The sequence below is a fragment of the Streptomyces sp. NPDC016459 genome, from assembly GCF_040632845.1.
Taxonomy (GTDB): domain Bacteria; phylum Actinomycetota; class Actinomycetes; order Streptomycetales; family Streptomycetaceae; genus Streptomyces.
Genome location: NZ_JBEYCR010000004.1, coordinates 239,945 through 266,101, shown reverse-complemented (window position 1 = coordinate 266,101; position 26,157 = coordinate 239,945). Strand labels below are relative to the sequence as shown.

The 26,157-nt window shown below is 69.0% G+C and carries 22 protein-coding genes; 9 read left to right on the top strand and 13 right to left on the bottom strand.

All coding sequences use genetic code 11. The features are described from left to right. Positions 1-71: 71 nt before the first annotated feature. The 7 genes from gyrA to dnaA all read right to left on the bottom strand — a co-directional run bounded on the left by gyrA (position 72) and on the right by dnaA (position 11,685). Positions 72-2,699: a DNA gyrase subunit A gene (gyrA, locus tag ABZ567_RS13620; RefSeq protein WP_360788223.1), complete on the bottom strand. Its 2,628-nt coding sequence runs from the start codon at positions 2,697-2,699 to the stop codon at positions 72-74. 41 nt (positions 2,700-2,740) lie between these two features. Beyond that, on the bottom strand, positions 2,741-4,768 hold the full coding sequence (gyrB, locus tag ABZ567_RS13615) for a DNA topoisomerase (ATP-hydrolyzing) subunit B (RefSeq protein ID WP_360788220.1): 2,028 nt from the start codon (positions 4,766-4,768) through the stop codon (positions 2,741-2,743). A 425-nt stretch (positions 4,769-5,193) separates the two neighbouring features. After that, positions 5,194-5,763, bottom strand: coding sequence for a DciA family protein (locus ABZ567_RS13610; protein WP_360788217.1), 570 nt, complete (start codon positions 5,761-5,763; stop codon positions 5,194-5,196). Next, on the bottom strand, positions 5,760-6,881 hold the full coding sequence (recF, locus tag ABZ567_RS13605; protein WP_360788214.1) for a DNA replication/repair protein RecF: 1,122 nt from the start codon (positions 6,879-6,881) through the stop codon (positions 5,760-5,762). The genes ABZ567_RS13610 and recF overlap by 4 nt, the downstream gene beginning before the upstream one ends. Positions 6,882-6,941: 60 nt before the next feature. After that, the gene (gene gnd / locus ABZ567_RS13600) at positions 6,942-7,820 is read right to left on the bottom strand and encodes a phosphogluconate dehydrogenase (NAD(+)-dependent, decarboxylating) (protein ID WP_360788211.1); all 879 of its coding nucleotides are present in this window, start codon (positions 7,818-7,820) and stop codon (positions 6,942-6,944) included. Between the two features lie 108 nt (positions 7,821-7,928). Then, positions 7,929-9,059: a DNA polymerase III subunit beta gene (dnaN, locus tag ABZ567_RS13595; protein WP_360788208.1), complete on the bottom strand. Its 1,131-nt coding sequence runs from the start codon at positions 9,057-9,059 to the stop codon at positions 7,929-7,931. 871 nt (positions 9,060-9,930) lie between these two features. Next, a complete protein-coding gene (dnaA, locus tag ABZ567_RS13590) occupies positions 9,931-11,685 on the bottom strand; it encodes a chromosomal replication initiator protein DnaA (protein WP_360788206.1) in 1,755 nt (584 codons plus the stop codon). 397 nt (positions 11,686-12,082) lie between these two features. On the opposite strand from dnaA, the gene rpmH reads away from it, so the two are divergent. From rpmH to ABZ567_RS13545, 9 genes are all read left to right on the top strand, one after another. After that, positions 12,083-12,220: a 50S ribosomal protein L34 gene (gene rpmH / locus ABZ567_RS13585; protein WP_060891143.1), complete on the top strand. Its 138-nt coding sequence runs from the start codon at positions 12,083-12,085 to the stop codon at positions 12,218-12,220. A gap of 21 nt (positions 12,221-12,241) precedes the next feature. Continuing rightward, the gene (gene rnpA, locus ABZ567_RS13580; protein WP_360788201.1) at positions 12,242-12,613 is read left to right on the top strand and encodes a ribonuclease P protein component; all 372 of its coding nucleotides are present in this window, start codon (positions 12,242-12,244) and stop codon (positions 12,611-12,613) included. Further along, positions 12,610-12,936: a membrane protein insertion efficiency factor YidD gene (gene yidD, locus ABZ567_RS13575; protein WP_015034858.1), complete on the top strand. Its 327-nt coding sequence runs from the start codon at positions 12,610-12,612 to the stop codon at positions 12,934-12,936. Before rnpA ends, yidD begins: the two co-directional genes overlap by 4 nt. Positions 12,937-12,939: 3 nt before the next feature. Then, positions 12,940-14,259: a membrane protein insertase YidC gene (gene yidC / locus ABZ567_RS13570; protein WP_360788198.1), complete on the top strand. Its 1,320-nt coding sequence runs from the start codon at positions 12,940-12,942 to the stop codon at positions 14,257-14,259. 29 nt (positions 14,260-14,288) lie between these two features. After that, positions 14,289-14,801, top strand: coding sequence for a R3H domain-containing nucleic acid-binding protein (locus ABZ567_RS13565; protein WP_360788195.1), 513 nt, complete (start codon positions 14,289-14,291; stop codon positions 14,799-14,801). 117 nt (positions 14,802-14,918) lie between these two features. Further along, positions 14,919-15,635 carry a 16S rRNA (guanine(527)-N(7))-methyltransferase RsmG gene (gene rsmG / locus ABZ567_RS13560; protein ID WP_360788193.1) on the top strand — a complete coding sequence of 239 codons (717 nt, stop codon included), beginning with the start codon at positions 14,919-14,921 and terminating at the stop codon, positions 15,633-15,635. Positions 15,636-15,873: 238 nt separating this feature from the next. Further along, positions 15,874-16,950, top strand: a complete 1,077-nt coding sequence (locus ABZ567_RS13555) for a ParA family protein (protein ID WP_360788190.1) — start codon at positions 15,874-15,876, stop codon at positions 16,948-16,950. Beyond that, positions 16,947-18,047 carry a ParB/RepB/Spo0J family partition protein gene (locus ABZ567_RS13550; protein WP_360788188.1) on the top strand — a complete coding sequence of 367 codons (1,101 nt, stop codon included), beginning with the start codon at positions 16,947-16,949 and terminating at the stop codon, positions 18,045-18,047. The genes ABZ567_RS13555 and ABZ567_RS13550 overlap by 4 nt, the downstream gene beginning before the upstream one ends. A 163-nt stretch (positions 18,048-18,210) precedes the next feature. Continuing rightward, on the top strand, positions 18,211-18,828 hold the full coding sequence (locus ABZ567_RS13545) for a GNAT family N-acetyltransferase (protein WP_360788185.1): 618 nt from the start codon (positions 18,211-18,213) through the stop codon (positions 18,826-18,828). 98 nt (positions 18,829-18,926) lie between these two features. Here ABZ567_RS13545 and trxA read toward each other — a convergent pair whose 3' ends face one another. The 6 genes from trxA to murJ all read right to left on the bottom strand — a co-directional run bounded on the left by trxA (position 18,927) and on the right by murJ (position 26,120). After that, positions 18,927-19,256: a thioredoxin gene (trxA, locus tag ABZ567_RS13540; RefSeq protein ID WP_360788182.1), complete on the bottom strand. Its 330-nt coding sequence runs from the start codon at positions 19,254-19,256 to the stop codon at positions 18,927-18,929. Between the two features lie 44 nt (positions 19,257-19,300). Next, positions 19,301-20,266 (bottom strand): thioredoxin-disulfide reductase, encoded by a 966-nt coding sequence (gene trxB / locus ABZ567_RS13535; protein ID WP_360788179.1) that lies wholly within the window; start codon positions 20,264-20,266, stop codon positions 19,301-19,303. 138 nt (positions 20,267-20,404) lie between these two features. Next, positions 20,405-21,340 carry a hypothetical protein gene (locus ABZ567_RS13530; protein ID WP_360788176.1) on the bottom strand — a complete coding sequence of 312 codons (936 nt, stop codon included), beginning with the start codon at positions 21,338-21,340 and terminating at the stop codon, positions 20,405-20,407. Further along, positions 21,337-22,041, bottom strand: coding sequence for an RNA polymerase sigma factor SigM (gene sigM, locus ABZ567_RS13525; protein ID WP_360788173.1), 705 nt, complete (start codon positions 22,039-22,041; stop codon positions 21,337-21,339). The genes ABZ567_RS13530 and sigM overlap by 4 nt, the downstream gene beginning before the upstream one ends. Positions 22,042-22,066: 25 nt before the next feature. Then, complete coding sequence (locus tag ABZ567_RS13520; protein ID WP_360788170.1) at positions 22,067-23,752, bottom strand: protein kinase family protein; 1,686 nt, start codon at positions 23,750-23,752, stop codon at positions 22,067-22,069. A gap of 118 nt (positions 23,753-23,870) precedes the next feature. Beyond that, the gene (gene murJ / locus ABZ567_RS13515; RefSeq protein WP_360788167.1) at positions 23,871-26,120 is read right to left on the bottom strand and encodes a murein biosynthesis integral membrane protein MurJ; all 2,250 of its coding nucleotides are present in this window, start codon (positions 26,118-26,120) and stop codon (positions 23,871-23,873) included. Between the last annotated feature and the right edge of the window lie 37 nt (positions 26,121-26,157).

Genomic DNA, 26,157 nt, shown 5'->3' with positions numbered 1-26,157 from the left:
CGCCGTTCGCTCCAGCACTGGCAGAAGCTCCGGCGGCCGCCGATCCGGCGCCCGTGGCTCCACTCACGCTCTTACTCCTCGTGCTCCCCGGCCGAGGGCTCCGTGCCCTCGGCTGCTGCCTCGGTCTCGACCACCGCGGCCTCGGACGCCTCCACGGCGCCCTCGGCGTCGATGGCGTCGTCCACGTCCTCGACGTCCTCGTCGCTGCCGGCCTCGGCGTTCCGTGCGATGCCGACGACGGCATCGCGCTTGCCCAGGTTGATCAGCTGGACGCCCATCGTGTCACGGCCGGTCTCCCTGACTTCGTTGACTCGCGTACGAATCACACCGCCGGACAGCGTGATGGCGAGGATCTCGTCCGTCTCCTCGACCACCAGCGCGCCCACGAGCGAGCCGCGGTCCTCCACGATCTTGGCGGCCTTGATACCGAGGCCGCCACGGCCCTGGACGCGGTACTCGTCGACGGGGGTGCGCTTCGCGTACCCGCCGTCGGTCGCGGTGAAGACGAACGTACCGGGCCGGACGACATTCATCGAGAGCAGCTCGTCGTCCGCGCGGAAACTCATCCCCTTGACGCCCGAAGTGGCGCGTCCCATCGGACGCAGCGCGTCGTCCGTGGCGGTGAAGCGGATCGACTGCGCCTTCTTGCTGATGAGCAGCAGATCGTCCTCGGCCGAGACCAGCTCGGCCCCGATCAGCTCGTCGTCGCTGCCGTCCGCCGTCTCCCGGAGGTTGATCGCGATGACACCGCCGGCGCGCGGCGAGTCGTAGTCCTTCAGGGCGGTCTTCTTGACCAGACCGCCCTTGGTGGCGAGCACCAGGTACGGCGTGGCCTCGTAGTCGCGGATCGCCAGGATCTGGGCGATCTGCTCGTCCGGCTGGAAGGCGAGCAGGTTGGCCACGTGCTGGCCGCGCGCGTCCCGGCCGGCGTCGGGCAGTTCGTACGCCTTGGCCCGGTAGACCCGGCCCTTGTTGGTGAAGAAAAGCAGCCAGTGGTGGGTCGTGGAGACGAAGAAGTGGTCGACGATGTCGTCCTGCTTCAGCTTCGTGCCGCGCACGCCCTTGCCGCCGCGCTTCTGCGAGCGGTAGTCCTCGGTCTTCGTCCGCTTCACGTAGCCACCGCGCGAGATGGTGACGACGATGTCCTCCTCGGCGATCAGGTCCTCGATGGACATGTCACCGTCGAAGGGCACGAGCTTGGAGCGCCGGTCGTCGCCGAACTTCTCGACGAGCGCGGCGAGCTCCTCGCTGACGATCGAACGCTGACGCTCCGGCGAGGCCAGGATCGCGTTGTACTCGTTGATCTTCGCCTGGAGTTCGTCGTGCTCGGCGACGATCTTCTGGCGCTCCAGGGCGGCGAGCCGGCGGAGCTGCATCTCCAGGATCGCGTTGGCCTGGATCTCGTCGATCTGGAGGAGGTCCATCAGGCCCCCGCGCGCGACCTCGACGGTGTCACTGCGCCGGATGAGCGCGATGACCTCGTCGATCGCGTCGAGCGCCTTGAGCAGACCGCGCAGGATGTGGGCGCGCTCCTCGGCCTTGCGCAGCCGGAACTTCGTCCGGCGGACGATGACCTCGATCTGGTGCGTCACCCAGTGGCGGATGAACGCGTCGAGCGAGAGGGTGCGCGGCACGCCGTCGACGAGCGCCAGCATGTTCGCGCCGAAGTTCGTCTGGAGGTCGGTGTGCTTGTACAGGTTGTTGAGGACGACCTTGGCGACGGCGTCGCGCTTGAGCACGATGACCAGGCGCTGGCCGGTCCGGGACGAGGTCTCGTCGCGGACGTCGGCGATGCCGCCGATCTTGCCGTCCTTCACCAGGTCGGCGATCTTCTGCGCGAGGTTGTCCGGGTTGGTCTGGTACGGCAGCTCCGTGACCACCAGGCACTGGCGGTTCTGGATCTCCTCGACCTCGACGACCGCGCGCATCGTGATCGAGCCACGGCCGGTGCGGTACGCCTCCTCGATGCCCTTGCGGCCGACGACGAGCGCGCCGGTGGGGAAGTCCGGGCCCTTGATCCGCTCGATCAGGGCGTCGAGGAGCTCCTCGTGGGTGGCATCGGGGTGCTCGAGCGCCCACTGGGCGCCGGCCGCGACCTCGCGCAGGTTGTGCGGCGGGATGTTGGTGGCCATGCCGACCGCGATGCCGGCACTGCCGTTGATCAGCAGGTTCGGGAAGCGGGCCGGCAGGACCGTCGGCTCCTGGTTGCGGCCGTCGTAGTTGTCCTGGAAGTCGACGGTCTCCTCGTCGATGTCCCGGAGCATCTCCATCGACAGCGTCATGAGCTTGCACTCGGTGTACCGCATGGCGGCGGCCGGGTCGTTGCCCGGGGAACCGAAGTTGCCGTTGGAGTCGACGAGCGGCATCCGCATCGACCAGGGCTGGGCGAGGCGGACGAGCGCGTCGTAGATCGAGGAGTCGCCGTGCGGGTGGTACGTACCCATGACGTCGCCGACGACGCGGGCGCACTTGTAGAAGCCCTTCTCGGGCCGGTAGCCGCCGTCGTACATCGCGTACAGCACACGACGGTGGACGGGCTTGAGGCCGTCCCGGACGTCGGGCAGCGCGCGGGACACGATGACGGACATCGCGTAGTCGAGGTACGAGCGCTGCATCTCGGTCTCGAGCCCGACGGGCTCGATCCGCAGCACGGGCTCCTGCTCTTCGGTGGTGCCGGTCGGCGTGGTTTCGTCGGCCATTGCTGGTCGTCAGTCCTTTCGTACGGTCAGCTGAGACCGACTCAGATGTCGAGGAAGCGAACGTCCTTGGCGTTGCGCTGGATGAACGAGCGGCGTGCCTCGACGTCCTCGCCCATCAGCACCGAGAACAGGTCGTCGGCCTGCGCGGCGTCGTCCAGGGTGACCTGGCCGAGCACGCGGTGGTCGACGTCCATGGTGGTGATGCGCAGCTCCTCGGCGTTCATCTCGCCGAGACCCTTGAAGCGCTGGATCGAGTCTTCCCTGATCCGCTTGCCGCTCCGCTTGCCGAGCTCGACGAGCGCGTCCCGCTCGCGGTCCGAGTACGCGTACTCGAAGTCGTCCCGGCCCCACTTGATCTTGTAGAGCGGCGGGCGGGAGAGGTAGACGTGACCGGCCTCGACCAGCGGCCGCATGAAGCGGAAGAGGAAGGTCAGCAGGAGGGTGTTGATGTGCTGGCCGTCGACGTCGGCGTCCGCCATCAGGATGATCTTGTGATAGCGGAGCTTCTCGATGTCGAAGTCCTCGTGGACCCCGGTGCCGAAGGCCGAGATCAACGCCTGGACCTCGGTGTTCTGCAGGATCTTGTCGATCCTGGCCTTCTCGACGTTCAGGATCTTGCCGCGGATCGGCAGGATGGCCTGGTACATCGGGTTCCGGCCGGACTTGGCCGAACCGCCGGCGGAGTCACCCTCGACGATGAAGATCTCGCACTTGGCCGGGTCGTTCGACTGGCAGTCGGAGAGCTTGCCCGGCAGCGACGCCGACTCCAGGAGACCCTTACGACGGGTCAGGTCGCGCGCCTTGCGGGCGGCCACGCGCGCGGTGGCGGCCTGGATGGACTTGCGGACGATGTCCGCGGCCTCGACGGGATTGCGGTCCAGCCAGTCGTTGAGGTGCTCGTAGACGGCCTTCTGGACGAAGGTCTTCGCCTCCGTGTTGCCCAGCTTGGTCTTGGTCTGGCCCTCGAACTGCGGCTCGCTCAGCTTGACCGAGATGATCGCGGTCAGACCCTCGCGGATGTCGTCGCCCGTGAGGTTGTCGTCCTTCTCACGGAGGTGCTTCTTGTCACGCGCGTACTTGTTGATCAGCGAGGTCAGCGCCGCACGGAAGCCCTCCTCGTGCGTGCCGCCCTCGTGGGTGTGGATGATGTTGGCGAAGGAGTACACGCCCTCGGTGTAGCCGCTGTTCCACTGCATCGCGACCTCGAGGGACAGGGCCTTGTCCTTGTCCTCCGCCTCCAGGTCGATCACGGTGGGGTGGATCAGCTCGCCCTTGCGCGAGTTGAGGTACTTCACGAAGTCGACGATGCCGCCCTCGTAGTGGTACTTCACCGTGCGCGCGGTGGGCTCGGCGGCCTCCGCCTCGGGGTCGTCCGCACCGACCGTGGCCTTCGCCGACTCGCGCTCGTCCGTGAGCGTCAGGGTGAGGCCCTTGTTGAGGAAGGCCATCTCCTGGAAGCGGCGCGCGAGCGTCTCGAAGGAGTACTCGGTGGTCTCGAAGATGTCCGGGTCGGCCCAGAAGGTGACCGACGTGCCGGTCTCCTCGGTCGCCTCGTGCTGGACCAGCGGGGCCGTCGGGACGCCCATCTTGTAGTCCTGCGTCCAGCGGTGGCCGTCCGTCCTGATCTCGACGGAGACCTTGGTGGACAGGGCGTTCACGACCGACACACCGACACCGTGCAGACCGCCGGAGACGGCGTAGCCGCCGCCGCCGAACTTGCCGCCCGCGTGCAGCACGGTCAGCACGACCTCGACGGCCGGCTTGCCCTCGGAGGCCACGATGCCCACCGGGATGCCACGACCGTTGTCGATGACGCGGACGCCGCCGTCGGGCAGGATCGTCACGTCGATGGTGTCGGCGTGGCCGGCCAGGGCTTCGTCGACCGAGTTGTCGACGACCTCCTGCACCATGTGGTGCAGACCGCGCTCGCCGGTCGAGCCGATGTACATGCCAGGGCGCTTACGCACGGCATCCAGGCCTTCGAGAACCTGGATGTTGTTGGCGGTGTACTGGTTGTTCTCGTTGGGGTTGCCGGAATCGGCCACGAAGCGCCCTTTCTGGCACAGCACAGGCCGTTCTCCGGGCATACGGGAGCGGCTGCGTCGTTCGACATGTTCCGCAGGGTGGCGGGATTGTCTTCCAGTCTACCGGTAGCGCTGACACTCATGGGGGTTTGCCGGTCCCTGAGTCCGCATGTGCCGCCCTGAGCGGGAGCGAGACGACTCCCCATATCCGGACAGGGGCTCCAGAGCCCTCTGACGGCCACCCAGCGCTTCTGGCTGTGACGGCGAGTGTCACCCGCTGAGAGCATCGGACCGGCCGCGGGGCGGGCGCCTTGCGGCGGGCGTCGCGGGCGTCCGCGCCGCCTCGTTGCGGGCACCCGCACCACCGCGTTGTGGGCATACGTTCCGGGGCGGAACAGGTGGGCACGACGCCCCACGCGCGGCGGCCTTCCACACCTGGACCCGCGCCTGGAGGACCCGCGCGCCCGCTGCTACCCGTACGTGTCCCCGGGCCCCACCGACCCCGGCGCCCTGAGCGGCCCGTACCCCCGCCGCGGCGCCCCCGGCCCCAGCACCTTGATCACCCGCACCGTCCCATGACCGAGGTCCTCGTTGAGACGGGCCACGAGCCGGGGCGCCAGCAGCCGCAGCTGCGTCGCCCAGGCCGTCGAGTCGCACTGCACGGTGAGCACACGCGCGTCCGGCTCGTCGTCGAACTTCAGCGGTACGCAGTGCTTCGCCAGGTCCTCGCCGACGATCTGCGGCCAGCGGCCCATCACCCCGCCGACGGCCGCCGGCGTCTCCCACCCGCGTTCGGTGATCAGCCGGTTGATCGCCGCACCGAGCGCCATGGGGTCGCGCCCGTCGGCGCGCGCGCCGGAGCGCAGTCCGCCTCCGCGTCGGGCCTGCTTCTTCTGCTGGGCGGCCGCGCCCTTGGCCTTCGCCTGCTCCTTGGCCGCGCGCAGCGCGACCCGGGCGAGGTCGACGCCCGAGGCTTCGGGCACCGAAGGCGTCGTCGGCAAAGGTGTGTCCACAGGCTGTGGACGGTTTTCGTCGCTCATACCCGTTCCACCGTCCCGCCGCCCACCTCGTACCGGGTCCCCGCCAGGACCGCCGGCACGTCGTCGTCCACCGCCGCCGTCACGAGCACCTGCTCGCCGCCCGCCACCAGCTCCGCGAGCCGCTCGCGGCGCCGCGCGTCCAGCTCGGCGAAGACGTCGTCGAGGACGAGGACCGGCTCGTTGCCCTCGGACCGCAGCAGGTCGTACGAGGCGAGCCGCAGCGCCAGCGCGTACGACCAGGACTCGCCATGACTGGCGTATCCCTTCGCCGGCAACTCGCCGAGCTTGAGCAGCAGCTCGTCCCGGTGCGGCCCGACCAGCGTGACGCCCCGCTCGATCTCCTGCTTGCGTACCTCGGCGAGCGCGGCGATCAGCTGTTCGTACAGCTCCTCGCGGGTGTGCCCGGTGCCGGGCGCGGAGGGTCGGTACTCCAGCAGAATCGGTCCGCCGGCGGGCGCCAGCTGGTCGTACGCCTTGTCCGCGAGCGGCTGCAGTACGGCGATCAGATCCAGCCGCTGGGCGAGCAGCTCGGCTCCGACCCGCGCCAGGTGCTGGTCCCAGACGTCCAGGGTGGAGAGGTCCATGCCGCGGCCGCCGTGCCGTCGGGCCATCGCGGCGGACTTCAGGAGCGTGTTGCGCTGCTTGAGCACGCGGTCGTAGTCGGAGCGCACGCCGGCCATGCGCGGCGTGCGCGCCGTGATCAGCTCGTCGAGGAAGCGCCGGCGCTCGCCGGGGTCGCCCTTCACCAGGGCGAGGTCCTCGGGCGCGAACAGCACGGTCCGTACGATGCCGAGCACGTCACGCGGTCTGACCTGCGAGGACCTGTTGATACGGGCACGGTTGGCCCGACCGGGGTTGAGTTCGAGTTCGATCAGCTGGGAGCGCTCGCCCTGGGTGACGGCGGCTCGGATGACCGCACGCTCCGCCCCCATCCGGACGAGCGGGGCGTCGGAGGCGACGCGGTGGCTGGAGAGGGTCGCGAGATAACCGACGGCCTCGACCAGATTGGTCTTGCCCTGGCCGTTGGCACCCACGAAAGCGGTGACGCCCGGGTCGAGCGGGACCTCGACCCGGGCGTAGGAGCGGAAGTCGGCCAGCGACAGATGCGTGACGTGCATGGTTGGGCGCCGACCTTCTTCCCCCGGCGGCTGTGCACCGCGGGGCGCACAGCCTGTGGATTACTTCTTGGACTCGACCGCGTGGCCGCCGAACTGGTTGCGCAGCGCGGCGATCATCTTCATCTGCGGGGAGTCGTCCTGCCGCGAGGCGAACCGCGCGAAGAGCGACGCGGTGATCGCCGGCAGCGGTACGGCGTTGTCGATGGCGGCCTCGACGGTCCACCGGCCCTCGCCGGAGTCCTGGGCGAAGCCGCGCAGCTGCTCCAGGTGCTCGTCCTCGTCCAGGGCGTTCACCGCGAGGTCGAGCAGCCAGGAACGGATGACCGTGCCCTCCTGCCAGGAGCGGAAGACCTCACGCACGTCGGTGACGGAGTCGACCTTCTCCAGGAGCTCCCAGCCCTCGGCGTAAGCCTGCATCATCGCGTACTCGATGCCGTTGTGGACCATCTTCGCGAAGTGGCCGGCGCCGACCTTGCCCGCGTGGACCGAGCCGAACTCGCCCTCGGGCTTGAGCGCGTCGAAGATCGGCTGGACCCTCGCCACGTTCTCGGCGTCGCCGCCGTACATCAGCGCGTAGCCGTTCTCCAGGCCCCAGACGCCGCCGGAGACACCGCAGTCGACGAAGCCGATGCCCTTGGCCGCCAGCTCCCCGGCGTGCTTCTCGTCGTCCGTCCAGCGCGAGTTCCCGCCGTCCACGACGATGTCGCCGGGAGAGAGCAGGGCGGCCAGCTCGTCGATGGTGGACTGGGTCGCGGCACCGGCCGGAACCATGACCCACACGACGCGGGGCCCCTTGAGCTTGCCCACAAGCTCTTCGAGGCTGTGGACATCGGCGAGGTCCGGGTTGCGGTCGTATCCGATGACGGTGTGGCCTGCGCGGCGGATGCGCTCACGCATGTTGCCGCCCATCTTGCCGAGACCGACGAGACCGAGCTCCATCAGAGATTCCTTAAGCGTCGTGTGCGGTTTACCCGGGTCCGAGCCTACGCCGGGACCCGGGTGCACACCTGTGGGGTCAGCCGCTCAGTCGACGGCCGCCCCGGAGGGTCATCCGGAGAGTCGCACCGGCATGATCAGGTACTTGTAGGCCTCGTCCGCCTCGGCGTCCAGGGCGGGCTTCCCGCTCAGCAGCGCCGGCTTCGTGGAGGTCGTGAAGGAGAGCTGGGCAACCGGGGAGTCGATCGCGCTGAGGCCGTCCAGGAGGAAGGTCGGGTTGAAGGCGATCGAGATGTCGTCGCCCTCGAGCTGCGCGTCGACCCGCTCCACAGCCTGTGCGTCGTCACTGGAGCCCGCCTCCAGGATCAGCACGCCCTGCTCGAAGCTCAGCCGGACCGGGGTGTTGCGCTCGGCCACCAGAGCCACACGCTTGACGGCCTCGACGAAGGGGGCGGTCTCGATCACCGCGACCGAGTTGAACTCGGTGGGGAAGAGCGTCCGGTACTTCGGCAGGTCGCCTTCGAGCAGCCGGGTGGTGGTGCGGCGGCCCGCGCCCTCGAAGCCGATGAGGCCCTCGCCCTTGCCGGAGCCGGAGAGAGCGAGGGTCACGGTGTCCCCGCTGGTGAGCGCCTTGGCGGTGTCCAGGAGGGTCTTCGCGGGCACCAGGGCGACCGCGGAGGCGTCGGGGGACTCGGGCTTCCACATGAACTCGCGGACCGCGAAGCGGTAGCGGTCGGTGGAGGCCAGGGTGACCGTGTCGCCCTCGATCTCGATGCGCACACCGGTGAGCACGGGCAGGGTGTCGTCACGGCCGGCGGCGATGGCCACCTGCGCGGCGGCGGAGGCGAAGACCTCACCGGGGACGGTGCCGGTCGCGGTGGGCATCTCCGGCAGCGCCGGGTACTCCTCCACAGGCAGCGTGTGGAGGGTGAAGCGGGAGGAGCCGCAGACCACCGTCGCCCGTACACCGTCTGTGGAGATCTCCACGGGACGGTTGGGGAGGGCGCGGCAGATGTCGGCGAGCAGTCGGCCGGAGACCAGGACGGTGCCGTCCTCCTCGACCTCCGCCTCGACGGAGACGCGGGCCGAGACCTCGTAGTCGAAGCTCGAGAAGCTCAGTGCGCCGTCCTCGGCCTTCAGCAGAAGGCCCGCGAGCACGGGCGCCGGCGGACGGGCCGGGAGGCTGCGGGCCACCCAGGCCACCGCCTCCGCGAGTACATCGCGCTCCACCCGGATCTTCACCGGAACCGCCTCCTGCTGTTGCTGGCTCTTCGTCGACTGCGAGAACCAGTCTGACGTACGCCGCCGACACTCGGTGCTGCTCGGGGTCAAGTCGGGACGAGGGCGCGTCGGAGCTCCGGCGCCGAGTTGTGCACAGGCCCCACTTCGAAGCGGATTCCGGGCTAACTCTATGTGGGAGTAGTAGTAGGGCCTGTGGAAACGGTGGATAACCCCGTTTTTGCAGGTCAGACCCAATTTTTTGTCCACCGAGCCTGTGGGTGAAGCCGGTGGACAACTGGGGTTCTCTGTGGACACCCGAAAGTTCTGCACACCCCGTACACAGGCCACGGGGAGTTCTCCCCAGCGCTGTCCCCAGCTTTACCCCGGTTCCCCACAGCCCAACCGTCCTCCTTGGTGTGACCGCTTTCACTCGACGCGGTGAGAGGGGGCGATTCGTTGCCGAACAGTGGACAGGGGTGTGGAGAAGCTGTGGGCAACGGACCACAGCCTGTGGGCGGCCGGTGGACAACCCTTCGGCCACCCTGTGGACGAAAGATTCATCCACAGCCTGTGGAGATCTTTTACCAACAATTCCACAAGGGTCTGACCTGGGGTGATGATCTGTCACCAGGCCTGCCTGTGGACACGATCGGGATAACTCGACAGTCCCCACCCTGTGGACGGGAGATCATCCCCCAATCTGTGGAGAACCCGCCACCGGAACGGAGTAATCGAACAGCCGGGTCGCCGCCCGACGTCGGGCCCAGCTGTGCACAGCCCCCCGGAAGGGCTCCGGAGACGCCGAAGGGCGCCCCGGGAGGGCTCCGGAGACGCCGAAGGGCGCCCCGGGAGGTGTCCCGGGGCGCCCTTCGAGAGGCCGCTGAGGCGAGCGTCAGCCGTTCTTGATGCGGTTGGTGAGCTCGGTGACCTGGTTGTAGATGGAGCGCCGCTCGGCCATCAGCGCGCGGATCTTCCGGTCCGCGTGCATCACCGTCGTATGGTCGCGGCCACCGAACTGCGCGCCGATCTTCGGCAGCGACAGGTCCGTCAGCTCGCGGCACAGGTACATGGCGATCTGCCGGGCCGTCACCAGGACACGGCTGCGCGAGGATCCGCAGAGGTCCTCCACCGTCAGACCGAAGTAGTCCGCCGTGGCCGCCATGATCGCCGGGGCAGTGATCTCCGGCGACGAGTCCTCGCCACCCGGGATGAGGTCCTTGAGGACGATCTCGGTCAGACCCAGGTCCACCGGCTGCCGGTTGAGACTCGCGAAGGCCGTCACCCGGATCAGCGCGCCCTCCAGCTCACGGATGTTCCGCGAGATCCGCGACGCGATGAACTCCAGCACCTCCGGCGGGGCGTTGAGCTGCTCCTGCACCGCCTTCTTCCGGAGGATCGCGATACGCGTCTCCAGCTCGGGCGGCTGCACGTCGGTGGTCAGACCCCACTCGAAGCGGTTGCGGAGCCGGTCCTCCAGGGTCACCAGCTGTCGGGGCGGCCGGTCCGAGGAGAGCACGATCTGTTTGTTCGCGTTGTGCAGGGTGTTGAAGGTGTGGAAGAACTCCTCCTGCGTCGACTCCTTGCTCGCGAGGAACTGGATGTCGTCGACGAGCAGGATGTCCACATCGCGGTAGCGCTTGCGGAAGGCGTCGCCCTTGCCGTCGCGGATCGAGTTGATGAACTCGTTCGTGAACTCCTCGGAGCTCACGTACCGCACGCGCGTGCCGGGGTAGAGGCTCCGCGCGTAGTGTCCGATCGCGTGCAGCAGATGGGTCTTGCCGAGGCCCGACTCGCCGTAGATGAAGAGCGGGTTGTACGCCTTCGCCGGTGCCTCGGCCACCGCGACGGCGGCCGCGTGCGCGAAGCGGTTCGAGGAACCGATGACGAAGGTGTCGAAGAGGTACCGGGGGTTCAGCCGCGCGTGCTGCTCGCCGGGAGCGCCGGAACCCTGCGCGGAGGACGAGGAGCCGTGGCCCCCGCCCGGCCCGCCCCCGGGACCGCTAGGCCGGGGACCGGGACGGCCCCCGTGGTTCTGCGGGTCGGGCAGCTCGGCGCGCTCGGGCCGCTGCGACTCGTAACCGCGGGGCGCCTCGTCGTAACGCGACTGCCTGGGCTGCTCGGGACCGGTGTACGGCGCCCGCTCCTGGTAGCCGCCCATCCGGGGCTGCTGCCAGAGGTCCTCCTGGGTTCGGGGCCAGGCGCCGAGGTCGGGCCGCTGCTGCGAGTAGTCCGGGTAGGCGGGGCGTGCGGTGGGCAGCCCGTCGTCGGGCATCGGCCGGTGGCCGTATCCCTCGTACTTGTCGTACGGCTCCGGCTGGGCGCGCTCGTCGTAGCGGGACTGCTGCACGGGGGGCGCCGGCGGGGTCGGCTCGCCGACGGAGTCGTCGACGGTGATCGCGATCCGGATCGTGCGGCCGCACTCACGGCTCAGGGTCTCGCTGATCAGCGGAGCGAGCCGGCCTTCGAGGACGCGCTTGCCCCACTCGTTGGGCACGGCGAGGAGCGCGGTGTCCGCGACCAGGGCCAGCGGCTGGCAGCGCTCGATCCACTGCTTGTCCTTGGGCTCGATTCCCTGCTGGCCCTCGGCGAGGAGGTGCTCGAGGACGCGTGGCCACACTGCGGCAAGATCGGCAGGTACGTCAGCCACAGGGCACGCTTTCTCGCGGGTCCCCCGATGGTGTGGTTCTCGGGGGGACGGTGGGTCGATGTCCGTGAGGACGGGTCCAGGAGGACAGGTGAGGACAGAACGGAAAAGAGGTCGGAGTCCATCCACGGTAGTCGCGGCGGCTGACGTGGTTCAAGTTGTTGTCCACAGCCTGTGCACAATGGAGGGCGGCAACAGGTCGGTTTGACCGGATGGCGTAGCCGCGCGTACCGTAACCAGGTCGAGTTGTCGATGGCTGCTGCCGCCTGCCTCCGATGGGCAAAGATCACGGTCTGTGATCGTGAAGCGGTGCACTCGGGCGTATTGCGAGCTACTCGTGGGCGCACGGTGACAGCCAGGCGATGTCCCGCCATCTACGAATCATTTCTGGAGCCCCCGAGTGAGCAAGCGCACCTTCCAGCCGAACAACCGTCGTCGCGCCAAGACCCACGGCTTCCGCCTGCGGATGCGTACGCGTGCCGGTCGCGCCATCCTGGCGAACCGCCGTTCCAAGGGTCGCTCGAGCCTGTCCGCCTGAGCCACTTAAACAGGTCATGACGTGCTGCCTACCGAGAATCGGCTGAGGCGGCGCGAGGACTTCGCAACCGCGGTACGCCGAGGTCGCCGGGCCGGTCGCCCGCTCCTCGTCGTCCACCTACGCAGCGGTGCAACGAGCCCGCACGCGCCTGGGGAGAGCGCTCCCCCGACGCGTGCGGGTTTCGTCGTGAGCAAAGCCGTGGGCGGGGCGGTCGTACGCAACCAGGTGAAGCGTCGTCTGCGCCATCTCGTCCGCGACCGGCTCACCGAGCTGCCCCCCGGTAGCCTGGTGGTCGTACGGGCGTTGCCCGGAGCCGGCGACGCCGATCACGCACAGCTGGCCCGAGACCTGGACGCCGCTTTCCAGCGGCTGCTGGGAGGGGGCACGCGATGAAGTACCCGCTGCTGGCTCTCATCAAGCTGTACCAGTGGACGATCAGCCCGCTCCTGGGCCCCGTCTGCCGGTACTACCCGTCGTGTTCCCACTATGGATTCACGGCCATCGACCGGCATGGCGCGATCAAGGGCACGGCCCTGACCGCCTGGCGCATCCTGCGGTGCAATCCGTGGTCGCCCGGCGGTGTGGACCACGTCCCCCCGCGTAAGCGCCCCCGCTGGCACGAGATGCTGAGGAACGCGCTGCGCGGCGACAAGGGCGGGTCCACCGCCGAGACGAGCCCGGCCGCAGAGACCTCGCCCAATGCTCAAGGAGCCTGATTAGTGGACACGATTGCCAGTTTTTTCAGCTTCATCACCACACCTGTCTCATGGGTGATCGTCCAGTTCCACAAGTTGTTCGGGGCGATCTTCGGCCCTGACACGGGCTGGGCCTGGGGCCTGTCGATCGTGTGCCTGGTGGTGCTGATCCGTATCTGTCTGATTCCGCTGTTCGTCAAGCAGATCAAGTCGACGCGGAACATGCAGGCGCTCCAGCCGAAGATGAAGGCGATCCAGGAGCGCTACAAGAGCGACAAGCAGCGTCAGTCCGAAGAGATGATGAAGCTGTACAAGGAGACGGGTACCAACCCGCTCTCCTCGTGCCTTCCCATCCTGGCGCAGTCGCCGTTCTTCTTCGCCCTGTACCACGTGCTGTCCAACATCGCCGAGGGCGACACGGTCGGCGTCATCAACCAGTCGCTGCTCGACAGCGCCCGGCAGGCGCACATCTTCGGCGCTCCGCTGGCCTCGAAGTTCACGGACAGTGCCGCCGACGTCGCCGCTCTGGACGCTTCGATCATCTCGGTCCGGATCGTCACCGCGATCATGATCATCATGATGTCGGCCTCGCAGTTCTTCACCCAGCGCCAGCTGATGATGAAGAACGTCGACCTCTCGGTGAAGACCCCGTACATGCAGCAGCAGAAGATGCTCATGTACATCTTCCCCGTGATCTTCGCCGTCATGGGCATCAACTTCCCCGTCGGCGTCCTCGTCTACTGGCTGACCACCAACGTGTGGACCATGGGCCAGCAGATGTACGTGATCAACCAGAACCCGACGCCGGGCAGCAAGGCGCAGGACTCCTACCTCCAGCGCCTGCTGAAGAGCATCACCACGCACGGCGAGGTCCGCGGTCGCCGCCGGAAGACCATCGTCAAGATGATCGTCGCCAAGAGCAGCAGCGACCGCAACGAGAACGAGCGCCGCTTCTTCTCGGGTCTGACCAAGGCGGGCTTCGCCGCTCAGGCCGACGGCAGCGTGATCAAGAGCGACACGATCGAGACCGAGGCCGAGGGCGGTGCCGCCGCCAGGCGCCAGCAGCCCAAGCGTCAGACCAAGGCCCAGCGCCAGGCCGCCGCGGCCCAGGCCATGGCCAAGGACACCGAGGGAGTCTCCGAGCCGGCCGCCGGAGAGGCGACCACCTCGCTCGAGAAGAAGCCTCAGGGTCCGGCCGCGACCGACGCCAAGGGCGACTCGAAGGACGAGGCAGGCGACAAGCCCGCGCGTCCGAGCCGTGCCAACTCCGGAGGCTCCCGCCAGGGCAAGTCCGGTCAGCGCAAGGGCCAGCAGCGGCCCAAGCACCCGTCCTCCAAGAAGTAAGCCTCGCCGAAGCAAGAAGGAGTCCATCCGTGACGGAAGGCACCACCTCCGCCGCCGCCGAGGGTGGCGACACCCTGACCCGCCTCGAGCAGGAGGGTGAGATCGCGGCCGACTACCTCGAAGGTCTGCTCGACATCGCCGACCTCGACGGCGACATCGACATGGACGTCGAGGCGGACCGGGCCGCGGTCTCGATCATCAGCGACTCCAGCAGCCGTGAGCTGCAGAAGCTCGTGGGCCGCGACGGTGAGGTCCTGGAGGCCCTCCAGGAGCTGACCCGCCTCGCCGTGCACCGGGAGACGGGTGACCGCAGCCGTCTGATGCTCGACATCGCCGGCTTCCGTGCCCAGAAGCGCACCGAGCTCGCCGAGCTGGGTGCCAAGGCCGCATCCGAGGTGAAGTCCACCGGGCAGCCGGTCAAGCTGGACCCGATGACGCCGTTCGAGCGCAAGGTCGTGCACGACGCGATCGCCGTTGCCGGTCTTCGCAGCGAGTCCGAGGGCGAGGAGCCGCAGCGCTTCGTCGTTGTGCTCCCGGCCTGAACCCTCACGTAGTGTCGGCCCCGTCTGTTCACAGGCGGGGCCGATCTTTGTCAGCCCGATAGTCAGCCACCACAGTGCGCTCGCACGCGAAGCGTGCGGTACGGAAGGACGGTTCCCGTGACGGAGGCAGCGGAGCTCCCCGAGGCTCCGGAGCAGGCACGGACAGTCTTCGGCCAGTACTTCCCGGAGGCGGTGCGGTATGCCGAGCTCCTCGCGGACGCGGGTGTGAAGCGGGGTCTGATCGGCCCCCGCGAGGTCCCGCGACTGTGGGAACGCCACCTGTTGAACTGTGCTGTCCTCTCGGAGGTTGTCCCCGAAGGCGTCACCGTCTGCGACGTGGGCTCGGGCGCCGGTCTTCCCGGCATCCCCCTGGCGCTGGTCCGGCCCGACCTGAAGATCACGCTTCTGGAGCCGCTGCTCCGCCGGACGAACTTCCTCCAGGAGGTCGTCGAGCTGCTCGGCCTCGACCACGTCACCGTGGCCAGGGGGCGGGCGGAGGAGATGCTCGGCAAGATCACGCCCGTTCATGTGGTGACCGCTCGCGCGGTGGCGCCGCTGGACCGCCTCGCCGGCTGGGGGGTTCCCCTGCTGCGCCCGTACGGAGAGATGCTGGCGCTCAAGGGCGACACCGCGGAGGAGGAGATCAGCGGTGCCCGCGCGGCGCTCTCGCGGCTCGGCGTGGTGGCGACCTCGGTGCTGCACGTGGGTGAGGGGATCGTCGATCCGCTGTCCACGGTGGTCCGGGTGGAAGTCGGCGAGAGCCCGGGTGGGGTCCGGTTCGCGGCGAAGCGGGCCAAGGCGGCCCGGACGAGCAAAACCCGCCGACGCCGCTGACTGTCCCATACGTACCATTTCGGAGTGTCGACCGGCCCCGGACCCGAACGGCACGGGCATGGTGTTTCACGTGAAACGTCGCTCACTGCTGCAGGGGATCATCAGCCGCGGCCGCGCGGCCGCCACGCCCCGGGACCGCCGACTCCGTGTGAAGCCACCCGTGAGGGTTACGAAGATGTCCACAGAGGTGGATTCACCCACAGAACCACCGGCCTCGCTGGTTCATGACCCCGAAAGCATGGCAGGCTCTCCCCATCGCGAGCCTGAAGCCGAGGAGAGTGAATCCTTGCGGTCCGACGCCAACATCGCGGGACCGATGACCGATCCGGTCCCCGGTCCCCGAACCGAATCGGTGGGGGAGGATGTTTCACGTGAAACACCGCCCCCGATGGACGACACCCCCATTGGTCGTGCTGCCCAGCTGGCAGTAGAAGCCTTGGGTCGTGCCGGTGAGGGACTTCCCCGCCCGGCGCAGACTCGCGTGATGGTGGTCGCCAATCAGAAGGGCGGCGTGGGCAAGACGACCACGACGGTCAACCTTGCCGCGTCCCTGGCTCTGCACGGTGCCCGGGTCCTCGTCATCGACCTGGACCCGCAGGGCAACGCCTCCACGGCGCTCGGCATCGACCACCACGCCGAGGTCCCCTCGATCTACGACGTCCTTGTGGACAGCAGGCCGCTCTCCGATGTGGTGCAGCCGGTCATGGACGTCGAGGGCCTCTTCTGTGCCCCCGCCACCATCGATCTCGCCGGCGCGGAGATCGAGCTGGTGTCCCTGGTGGCGCGCGAGAGCCGCCTCCAGCGGGCGATCCAGGCCTATGAGCAGCCGCTGGACTACATCCTCATCGACTGCCCGCCCTCGCTCGGTCTGCTCACGGTCAACGCCATGGTGGCCGGAGCCGAGGTGCTGATCCCCATCCAGTGCGAGTACTACGCGCTTGAAGGGCTCGGCCAGCTCCTGAGGAACGTCGACCTGGTGCGGGGACACCTCAACCCCGCCCTCCACGTCTCCACGATCCTGCTCACCATGTACGACGGCCGGACGAGGCTCGCCTCCCAGGTTGCCGACGAAGTGCGCACCCACTTCGCCGACGAGGTGCTGCGGACCAGCATCCCGAGGTCCGTCCGTATCTCGGAAGCACCGAGCTACGGGCAGACGGTCCTCACCTACGACCCGGGTTCGAGTGGCGCCCTGTCGTACCTCGAAGCGGCCCGTGAGATCGCTCTGCGGGGGGCCACCGTGCACTATGACCCGCAGCACGCCCATGTCGGCCACCAGAACAACCAGCGCAGCATGTCGGAGGGGATCCAGTGAGTGAGCGACGTAGGGGATTGGGGCGTGGGCTCGGTGCTCTGATTCCCGCTGCTCCCCAGGAACGACAGACGTCGGCAACCGGTGTCGGGACGGGTGTCACCTCCCCCGGTGCGGTTCCCGCCATGCCTGCGGATCGAGGGGTGGCGGCGGCGAAGCTGGCGACGCTCCCGCAGAGCGCGCGGTCGCCGGAGTCCACGTCGTCGTGGAACGAAGCGGAGTCGCTGTTCCGGCCGGAGCCGCCGGCCGGGGCCTACTTCACCGAGCTTCCGCTCGAAGCCATCGTCCCCAATCGGCACCAGCCGCGTGAGATCTTTGACGAGGACGCCCTGGCGGAGCTCGTCATCTCCATCAAGGAGGTCGGCCTCCTCCAGCCCGTGGTCGTGCGCAAGGTCGATGACGAGCGCTACGAGCTCGTCATGGGTGAGCGTCGCCTGAGGGCGTCGAAGGCGGCAGGTCTTGAGCGGATTCCGGCGATCGTCCGGGACACCGACGACGAGAAGATGCTCCTGGACGCCCTCCTGGAGAACCTCCACCGTGCTCAGCTGAACGCTATCGAAGAGGCTCACGCCTACGAGCAGCTGCTGAAGGACTTCGGCTGCACCCATGACCAGCTCGCGGAGCGGATCGGCCGGTCCCGCCCGCAGATCTCCAACACACTGCGCCTCCTGCGGCTCTCGCCGCCGGTACAGCGGAGGGTTGCCGCCGGAGTGCTGTCCGCCGGCCACGCGCGGGCCCTGCTCGGTGTGGAGGACCCGGAGTCCCAGGACAAGCTGGCCTACCGGATCGTGTCCGAGGGCCTCTCGGTGCGCAGTGTCGAGGAGATCGTCAGCCTCATGGGCTCCGAGGAGCCCGTCGGCGTGGTCAAGCCGAAGGGCCCGCGCGCAGGCGGCCGGGTCTCACCCGCGCTGACGGACCTCGCCTCCCGGCTCTCGGACCGGTTCGAGACCCGGGTGAAGGTCGACCTGGGGCAGAAGAAGGGCAAGATCGTCGTCGAGTTCGCCTCGATGGAGGATCTGGAACGGATCCTCTCGACGCTCGCTCCCGGCGAGGGCCGGGTGCTGGACCAGAAGAACGCTGCTCCGGGAGCGGAGGGCTGAGCTCTCCCGCCGCCTTGTGAGGTCGCCCAGGGTGGGCCGGGATCCGGACTTCGCCGGAACCCGGCCCGCCCTTTGTCTGTGAGCGCTGTCCCCCCGATCGACTGATCGATACGATTCTCAGAGGCGTATCCGTACTCGATGGCGAGGGAAGTGAGGAACAGCCGTGGGGCGTCGGCTCGTACCGCTCACGCTGGACAACCTTCCGGACCTGCCCCAACGGTGTCGCTCCTGTGTCTTCTGGGAGCTGGACCCGGTCAGCGGGGAGGCTGCGGTGAAGGCCGGGCATCCGGAGTTGGAGAAGGAAGCCTGGATCTCCGGCGTCCTGCTGGAGTGGGGATCGTGCGGTCGCGTGGTCTATGTCGACGAGGTGCCGGTCGGCTACGTCCTCTACGCTCCCCCGGCCTATGTGCCGCGCTCGACGGCCTTTCCGACGAGCCCGGTGGCCGCCGACGCCGCACAGCTGATGACCGCCTGGATCATGCCCGACTACCAGGGGCAGGGGCTGGGCCGGGTGATGCTGCAGACCGTGGCCAAGGACCTTCTGCGGAGGGGGTTCAAGGCCATCGAGGCATTCGGAGACGCTCGGTGGAAGGAACCCGCCTGTGTGCTGCCGGTGGATCATCTTCTGGCGGTGGGCTTCAAGACGGTGCGACCGCATCCGGCTTTCCCCAGGCTGAGGTTGGAGCTCCGGACGACGCTCTCCTGGAAGGAGGACGTCGAGATGGCCCTGGACCGACTTCTCGGTGCCGTGCAGAAGGAGCCGGTCCTGCGGCCGCTCTAGCATCGGGGACACGAGAACGGCCCGCCCCAGGAGGGGCGGGCCGTTCTGTGTTTCACGTGAAACAGCGCTCCTGTTTCACGTGAAACAACGAGGGAGCATCAGGCCGTGGGCTCGACGAAACCTTCAAGATCGCGCAGGATGGCGGCCTTCGGCTTGGCGCCGACGATCGTCTTCACGACCTCGCCGCCCTGGTACACGTTCAGCGTCGGGATGGACATGACGCCGTACTTGGCGGCCGTGGCCGGGTTCTCGTCGATGTTGAGCTTCACGACCTCGATCTCGCCGTGCTCGGCGGCGATGGCCTCCAGCGACGGGGCGATCTGGCGGCAGGGGCCGCACCAGGCCGCCCAGAAGTCCACCAGGACGGGCTTGTCGCTCTTGAGGACGTCGTCTTCGAAGGAAGCGTCGGTCACAGTCTTCAGGGCCACAGCGGCCTCCTTGATCTCGCGGGGTGGGGTGAGGAGAGACGGGGTCAGACCGCGGGGGTCTCGGCCAGCTTCTCGCTGTCGGCGAGGGCGGCCAGGAAACGCTCGGCGTCCAGCGCGGCGGAGCAGCCGGTGCCGGCGGCCGTGATGGCCTGGCGGTAGGTGTGGTCGACGACGTCGCCGGCGCCGAAGACACCGGTGAGGTTCGTGCGGGTCGACGGGGCCTCCACCTTGAGGTAGCCCTCCTCGTCGAGGTCCAGCTGACCCTTGAAGAGCTCGGTCCGCGGGTCGTGGCCGACCGCGATGAAGAGGCCGGTGACGGGGAGCTGGCGGGTCTCACCGGTCTTCGTGTCACGCAGGGTCAGACCGCTGAGCTTCTGCTCGCCGTGGATCTCGGTGACCTCGCTGTCCCAGGCGAACGAGATCTTCGGGTCGGCGAAGGCGCGCTCCTGCATGGCCTTGGAGGCGCGGAGGGTGTCCCGACGGTGGACGATCGTGACGGACTTGGCGAAGCGGGAGAGGAAGGTGGCTTCCTCGATCGCCGTGTCGCCACCGCCGACGACGGCGATGTCCTGGTCCTTGAAGAAGAACCCGTCGCAGGTGGCGCACCAGGAGACACCGCGGCCGGAGAGCGCGTCCTCGTTCGGCAGGCCGAGCTTGCGGTGCTGGGAGCCCGTGGTGACGATGACGGCCTTGGCGCGGTGCACGGTACCGGCGGTGTCGGTGACCGTCTTGATCTCGCCGGTCAGGTCGACGGCGATGACGTCGTCGGGGATCAGCTCGGCACCGAAGCGCTCTGCCTGGGCCCGCATGTTGTCCATCAGGTCCGGGCCCATGATGCCGTCACGGAAGCCGGGGAAGTTCTCGACCTCGGTCGTGTTCATCAGTGCGCCACCGGCGGTGACGGCACCTTCGAAGACCAGGGGGTTCAGCGACGCTCGGGCGGTGTAGAGCGCAGCGGTGTAACCCGCGGGCCCGGAGCCGATAATGATCACGTTACGGACGTCGCTCACGGATTTCTTCCTCGTCTCTGCAGACTGCCACTGCCTACGGGGGCGTTGTCTCGGTCACTCTCACCCCACCCAACGGATCCTAAGGGGCGTACATTCCCGAGCCCGCCGCGCGGCACCGTGACCGGTCGAGGCGCGAGGTCAGGAGCGGGGATACGTCTGGCTGAACAGAAGGTCGGCGGCCGGGCTTCCGCTCGCCGTGGTCCGGTCGGCGCAGGAGGCGTCGAGGACGTAGGCCTGGATCCGGCTGCTGTCCACGGGATCCGGCAGGACCAGCAGATAGGCGGGCGACCCCTGGTACTCGCCCCGCTCGTGCCCGAGCACGGCGTCGGTGCGGCCGGTGCCGGCCAGCACACAGCCGGGGACGGCGGTGTCTCTGTTCCGCTGGGGAGGGGTGGTGCCCGTCTCGGCGGACATCGACTCGGGTCCGATTCCTCGGGGCGTCCTGGCCATGCCCTCCTCGGCCAGGAGCGCGTGGACGCGGTCTTCGACCGGCGCCCCCGAGAAGGGGATGAGGGGCGCAGCGGCGGTCGTGTCGGCCTTCTTGGTGTCCGCCGCGTCTCCTCCGGCGTTCATGGTGCCCACCTGGCTGAGGTAGAGGCTCGTTCCCAGGACCATGGCACTGCAGGCGGCACCGAGTGTGGCGAGCAGCGCGATCCGGCGGCGGGGCCTCCTGGTCCGGCCGGGGCCGGTGGCGGCGCCGGGGCGTCCGGCAGGGCGGTCCGTGGCGGGCAACCGGGAGGGGGAGCCAGCCGTCTCCGACGCGGTACGCGATGTTTCACGTGAAACAGAGGCGTCGCTCTCGGGCGTCGTGGCAGCGAGGAGGGCTTCGGCGGCGAGCGCGGCATCGATACGGCCGACGATCTCGGCAGGCATACGGGGCGGCCCGGGCAGGGTGCCCAGGAGCCCACGGATCTCCTCCAGAGAGGTCCGTACATCGGCGCATAGCGGACAGACGGCCAGATGGCGGCGGACGACGGCGGAGCGGTTCGGTGAGAGCAGTCCTTCGGTCAGTTCGGAGATCTCCGAGACGTCCGGGTGCTGTGTCGTGTCGGCCTTGCCGGTCGTGGAAGTCACGCGCGCCCACCTCCGCCCTTCACAGCAGCTGGATCAGTCGGTCCGGTGTCCGTCGGCCCCGGCACCGGTGGGACGGATGTCCCCGGCGTCCGGTTCCTTCCCCCATCGGCGGCTTCGTTACCCACGGTGTCGGCGCGCAGATGAGTGACCATCGGAAGCAGTCGTGCCCGCCCGCGCGCGCAGCGGCTCTTCACGGTGCCGGTGGGAACGCCGAGGATACGGGCCGCCTCCGCCACTGGGTATCCCTGCATGTCGACCAGAACGAGGGCGGCACGCTGGTCGGCGGGGATCGCGGCGAGCGCGTCGAGGACTTGGCGGTGGACATCCTGTCGTTCCACGGGCGCCTCGGCCGACTCGTGGGGTTCGAGGAGCTGCTCGAAGCGGCCGGAGTCGTCGACCGGTGAGGTTCTGCGGGAGGCCGCCTTGCGCGCGCGGTCGAGGCAGGCGTTCACCGTGATGCGGTGGAGCCAGGTCGTGACGGCTGACTGGCCGCGGAAGGTGTGGGCGGCCCGGAAGGCGGAGATCAGGGCGTCCTGGACGGCGTCAGCGGCCTCCTCGCGGTCGCCCAGGGTCCGCAGTGCGACCGCCCACAGTCGATCGCGATGCCGCCGCACGAGCTCACCGAAGGCATCCGGGTCCCCGGCGACATGGAGGGCCAAGAGCTCCTGGTCGCCTGTGGCCTTGTCTATCGGATCGTCCAACGGTGAGCCCCTCCTTGTGCGGCGGTCAGCCCATGATCTTGATCTCGGTCAGCCTGCCGCGGAACCCGCCGTCATTGTTGGGCAGCTTCGTCAGCCAGACCAGAACGTAGCGGGTCGTGACGGGCTTGGTGGGTTTGAGCGTGACGTCGGTGCCGTCGTCGGACGCCTGGGTCGTGAAGTCGTCGAGCGTGTAAGGCGCCGAGGAGGCGTCGGAGGCCGCGGTGCGCAGCTCTACCGAGGTGTCACCCGTGAACGCCAGCTCGACCGAGCTGATCTCCTGAGCCTTGCCCAGGTCGAGCACGAGCCCTACGCCGGCTTTCAGGTAGCCGAACTCGGCGTTGGCGTAGCTCACGGTGTGCCAGGAGGTGCTGGGGTCGCCGTCGTAGGCGTTCTCTATGGCCTGGCCGTTCTCCACACCGTTGCCCAGCGGGTCGAAGTCCTCGGCGGAGGTGATGGCGATCGGCTTGGGCGGTGGCGGCTTCTCGTCGGCGGTGGGCGTCGTCACCGGCACCTTGGGGGCGGCCTCGGGGCCGAGGAGCCGGTCCGCGATCTGCCAGCTGCCCAGGCCGAGGGCGGCGATGAGAAGGGCGGAGACGGCCCACTTCAGCGCCGTGCCGGCGCGGCTCTGGAGCGGCGGAGGCGGAACGATCACCGGCTGGGTGGGCGCCGGGCGCTGCTGGGGGCGGCCGTAGGTGCCCTGCTGGTACGTCGTGCGCTGGTACTCGGGCGGTGCGGCGAACTCGGGCTCCGGCGGCTTCACACGGGGCATCGCGGCCACGGCCTTGGCCAGCTCGTCCGGAGTGGTGCAGGGCGGTTCCTGGCGCGAGGCGGTGGCCCCGTCGTTGACCAGGGCGCGCATGGCGATCTCGGAGAGGCCCCGATGGACGCCGGCGCGGACCTGGTCGGGCGCGAGGAGGCCGACGCCCTTGGGAAGGCCGGAGAGCCCGTACGCGTCACTGTCGTACGGCCAGCGCTGGGTGAGCGCGGCGTACAGGAGGGCGCCGATCGCCTCGGTGTCGGTGCGCTGGGGCCGCTCGGCGGTGATGCCGCGCAGGGCGGCGTTCACGGCCAGGCCGCGGATCCGGTACTGGCCGGTGGAGCTGCGCAGGACGGCGCTGGGGGTGAGCCGGAGGTGGGCGAGGCCTTCGCGATGGGCGGCGGCCATGGCCTGGGAGACCTGGCTGACGAGCTGGTAGGCGTCGTGGGGCTCCAGCGGGCCGAGCGCGAGCAGCGCGGTCAGCTCGGTGGAGTCGGGCAGCCACTCGTGCACGACGTACACGAGGTCGTTCTCCTCGACGGCGTCGAGGACCTGGACGAAACGAGGGTCGCCGAGGAGGGCCGAGGAGCGGGCCGCGGCCAGGACCGATCGTGCCCGGGGGTGGTCCGCGGGCAGCAGGTGGACCCCTACGGCACGCCGCAGTTTCTCGTCGACGGCACGCCAGCTGCTGAAGCCGTCCAGACGGGTGACGCACTCCTCCAGCCGGTAGCGTCTGGCCAACTTGTGGCCGCTGTGCAGTTCGGGAGCCGTCGGGGAGGGCTGTTCACCGCTCTGTGGTTCGACCGCCTTCTTCTCCGTGGCCTCGGCGCTCTGCTCCGCCGTCTTCTGCTCTTCCGCCACTCCGTCGGTCGCGGCCGTGCCCGCCTTGGCGGTCAGCGGGTCGTCACCGCTGTTGTCGGCCACGTCGACGGCAGCCGTGCTACGTTCCGCCACCGTCGTTCCTGCCTCCCCATCCGTTGCGCCACATCCAACAGCCAAGCCAATTGTGCCCACAGTCGGACGCTATGCACGACACGCGGTTCCCCTCGATGGTTGTGCGGGATCCGCCGGTTCAGCGTCCGAGGCGTCCGCGCACCATACCGACCAGGGTGTTCAGCTCCGCGATCCGCATCCGCTTGGCGGCGACGAAGAAGACTCCGAGGAGCACCGTTCCGCCGACGAGCAGGGCCACGAGTGAGCCCAACGCGCCTTCGCCGAGGACCTTCAGCAGACCGAATCCGACAGCGCCGGAGACGATCGCGGCGGGGACGGAGGCCATGCAGAGGCGCGCGTAGGTCCGCATGACCTGGGTGCCGTCCAGGTCGCCTCCCAGCCGCTTGCGGAGGCGGCGCCACGCGATGCCGACACCGACGGCGTAGGCGAGTCCGTAGGAGGCGGCCATACCGACGACGGCCCATCGGGCGGGCAGGACGACGTAACAGATCGCGGAGGCGGCCGCGTTGACCGCGGCGACGATGACCGTGTTGTAGAAGGGCGTCCGGGTGTCCTCGTAGGCGTAGAAGCCGCGGAGCACGACGTACTGGACGGAGTAGGGGATCAGGCCGAGGCCGAAGGCCATCAGGATGAAGCCCATGCTCCGGGCTGCCTCGAAACCGCTGGAGGCGTACAGCAGGGTGCACATCGGGACGCCGAGCGCGAGGAAGGCGAAGGAGACGGGGACGATCGCTACGGCCGAGTTGCGCAGGCCCTGCGAGATGTCGTCCCGGACGGCACCGGGGTCGTCGTCGTGGGCGGCGCGGGAGATACGCGGCAGCAGCGCGGCCATGACGGAGACGGTGATGATGGCCTGAGGCATGCCCCAGATCAGCTGGGCGTTCGAGTACGCGAGGAAGCCGGCGCCGTTCTGTCCGGACTCCGCACCGGCGGCCGTGGCCAGCTGGGTGACGACCAGGACGCCCGCCTGGTTGGCGAGGACGAAGAGGACGGTCCACTTGGCGAGCTTGACCGTCTTGCCGAGCCCGTGGCCCTTCCAGTCGAAGCGGGGCCGGAAACGGAAGCCCGTCTCACGGAGGTACGGGATCATCGCCAGCGCCTGGACGACGAGTCCGAGGAGGGTGCCGATGCCGAGCAGGCGGATGCCGTCGTCCGGGATGGTCTGCACACCCATCTGGGACTCGGCGGAGGTGCCGTAGACCCAGATGAACAGGCCGAAGGTGACGATCATGACGATGTTGTTGAGGACCGGGGTCCACATCATCGCGCCGAACTTGCCGCGGGCGTTGAGGATCTGACCCATCACCACGTGCACACCCATGAAGAAGATCGTGGGCAGGCAGTAGCGGGCGAAGGTCACGGCCACGCTGTTGGCCGCCGCGTCGTCGGCGATGGTGTTCGACATCAGCCGGATGAGCAGCGGGGCGGCGAAGACGGCAAGGGCCACGATGGCGCCGAGCGCCACCATGACCAGAGTGAGCAGACGGTTGGCGTAGGCCTCGCCGCCGTCCTCGTCGTTCTTCATCGAGCGGACGAGCTGCGGGACGAAGACCGAGTTGAGGCCGCCGCCGACGGTGAGGATGTAGATCATCGTCGGCAGGGTGTAGGCGATGGTGAAGGTGTCACCGAGCAGGGCCGCGCCGAGTGCGCCGGTGATCACCAGGCTGCGGACGAAACCGGTGAGCCGGGACACCAGGGTGCCGGCCGCCATGAGCGCGCTCGACTTCAGCAGCCCGGAGGCGCGGCCGGACTTCTTGGGGACGGGCGCGGGCATGGGGTCCGGCTCCGGGGCCGGCGGGGGCACCTGGCCCGGCGTCTGCTGGTCGCGGTAGAGGTGCGCGAAGGCGTCCGGCTCGGGCATCTCCTCGCCGGCCCGGGTGACCAGGTCGTCGACGCCGGTGAACTGGACCGTGCGCGCGTCGTCCCCGTACGGCAGGTGGCGCGAGGGGCCTTCCGGCTCCGGCGCCGGGGTCTGCGCCCACACCCGGGGGTCGGGAGCGTGCGGGGGCGCGGCCGGCTGCTGGTAGAGGGGCTGAGGCTCCTGGTAGGTGCCGGGCGGGGGCGGCGGGTGCGCGGCGCGGTCGTAGAGCGCCTCGGTCACCGGGTCCTGCGCGGAGAGGTCCTGGGCGCGGTACGGGTCGTGGGTGTACGCGTCCTGGACGTAGGGATCCTGGGCGTACGGGTGCTGCGGATGGACGCCCTGTCCGTAGGGGTCCGGCTCCGGAGGGTTCTGTGGGTGCTGCGGGTGGGCGCCCTGTGGGGGCGGCACCGGCGGGTAGCCGGAACCGGGTGGTGCCGGGGGCGTCCCACCGGACGGCGCGGTGCCGCCCGGGCCCTGGCCGCGGTCACCGTCGTACGGCGCGTTCATGGTTACCCCACCTCATCGTCCCCGGCCGACCGGCCAC

What these genes read in the sequence shown, in the direction of transcription:
- gyrA (WP_360788223.1), bottom strand. Translation starts at nt 2,699, where the DNA reads ATGGCCGACGAAACCACGCCGACCGGCACCACCGAAGAGCAGGAGCCC.
- ABZ567_RS13610 (WP_360788217.1), bottom strand. Translation starts at nt 5,763, where the DNA reads ATGAGCGACGAAAACCGTCCACAGCCTGTGGACACACCTTTGCCGACG.
- recF (WP_360788214.1), bottom strand. Translation starts at nt 6,881, where the DNA reads ATGCACGTCACGCATCTGTCGCTGGCCGACTTCCGCTCCTACGCCCGG.
- gnd (WP_360788211.1), bottom strand. Translation starts at nt 7,820, where the DNA reads ATGGAGCTCGGTCTCGTCGGTCTCGGCAAGATGGGCGGCAACATGCGT.
- yidD (WP_015034858.1), top strand. Translation starts at nt 12,610, where the DNA reads ATGAAGTACCCGCTGCTGGCTCTCATCAAGCTGTACCAGTGGACGATC.
- ABZ567_RS13555 (WP_360788190.1), top strand. Translation starts at nt 15,874, where the DNA reads ATGGCAGGCTCTCCCCATCGCGAGCCTGAAGCCGAGGAGAGTGAATCC.
- murJ (WP_360788167.1), bottom strand. Translation starts at nt 26,120, where the DNA reads ATGAACGCGCCGTACGACGGTGACCGCGGCCAGGGCCCGGGCGGCACC.